This window comes from Patescibacteria group bacterium (assembly GCA_024654625.1).
In the GTDB taxonomy this organism is placed as follows: Bacteria; Patescibacteriota; Minisyncoccia.
Map to the genome: position 1 here is coordinate 1 of JANLHB010000001.1, position 1319 is coordinate 1319.

The 1319-nt window shown below is 38.5% G+C and carries 2 protein-coding genes; both read right to left on the reverse strand.

Annotated features, from left to right (window positions below; translation table 11 throughout):
* On the reverse strand, window positions 1–235 hold a 235-nt coding region (locus NUV40_00005), incomplete at its 3' end, for a hypothetical protein (protein ID MCR4342275.1).
* A 510-nt stretch (window positions 236–745) separates the two neighbouring features.
* Window positions 746–1006 (reverse strand): type II toxin-antitoxin system Phd/YefM family antitoxin, encoded by a 261-nt coding sequence (locus NUV40_00010; GenBank protein ID MCR4342276.1) that lies wholly within the window; start codon window positions 1004–1006, stop codon window positions 746–748.
* Between the last annotated feature and the right edge of the window lie 313 nt (window positions 1007–1319).

Genomic DNA, 1319 nt, shown 5'->3' on the forward strand with positions numbered 1-1319 from the left:
CTTTTTTTCGAAAGAGGCGCGTCAACCGCCCATATTGACGGACTTCCCAGGCCCGGTAAGGAATGCTTGCCAGAATTTCAATGAGCTTTGTTTTGGCCAAGGTCACTTTTTTCCCTGTAATCCAATCCATCGTCACAAAAAAACATTTCGCCGCCAATGAATACTTATACCGCGTCCGAGTCAAGGACGCCTGCTGTTCTTTCTTTAAATCAATCTTCCCCTGTTCCATAGCCATAGAGTCTTTCCTTTTCTGGGTCACGTTTACGCACCCGCTATATTTGTCTATTAAACGTTCGTACCTAGACTTTGTACTTATCATAAATCTCTTGCCTCATTGAGCAGCGACAGAAATAGCCGTCTCCATATGCCTGCCGATAAGAACAATGCTCTTTATTTCAGCATATAAAATGAGAAGAACTTTCTCCCCGATTAAAGATTCAACTTTGCAAAGGTCATCCCTGTCCCACTTGTAAATCAGGCGTTACATCTCGCCACTTGGCACAATCTGTTTCTCTAGTTTTTTTTAAAAGAAAGATATTCTGTATTAATCCATGTTCTTAAGTAACCGGAAAGTTTCCCCATAGATACATTCCCGCGGGCCTATGGCAATAATCTCAATGAGCTTCTTGCCTGTAAGGATGTCTTGGTTTTTTTTCTTAAGATGTGGATGCAAGTTCCGTATGAGTGTCGCTACAATATCAGGAACTTTGAGTTTTCTTATGGGTTGCTTCATTTGCGGAATATATTACCCGATAAGTTCATCGAGTGTATAGAGCTTTGCTTTCTTACTTTTTAAAGCCTTTAAACCTTTTTTTATTTCCTGCATTAACGGCACATCCGTACGAATAGCAATAGTTTCCTTCCAGCTTTCAAATTCGTCCGGACTTACCAGAACAGCGGCGGGTGACCCGTTTTTTGTAATTACTACCGCTTTGTCGGTGGCACTGACAGTTTCTACGAGGCTGCTTAACTTCATTTTTGCTTCTGAAAGAGACAAGGTTTTCATAATAAAACCTTCATTAAGGTTGATTAGAATTACGGTCATAATAATACGGATGTGGAAGATTGTCAAGTTTTTGTTTTTTCTCAGACTCTTATATGTCCGACCTGGCTTATAAGCTTGATAGTCTTATCGTAGATTAAGCAATATCTTTTAAGTACCTTTTTCATTGATTTTAATGGTGAGTAACCTTATTATTACTCTGTACTCAGTTTTAAAGGATGGAGCATTGTCTATCCTCTTTAATTATATTAAAAATGTAATAGGGTTGTTTTTTTGGATAATATAGGCATGAAAACCAGAGAGAAAATCATAATAT

Excerpts from the sequence above, each read along its gene's own strand:
- NUV40_00010 (MCR4342276.1), bottom strand. The coding sequence starts at position 1,006 with ATGAAAACCTTGTCTCTTTCAGAAGCAAAAATGAAGTTAAGCAGCCTC.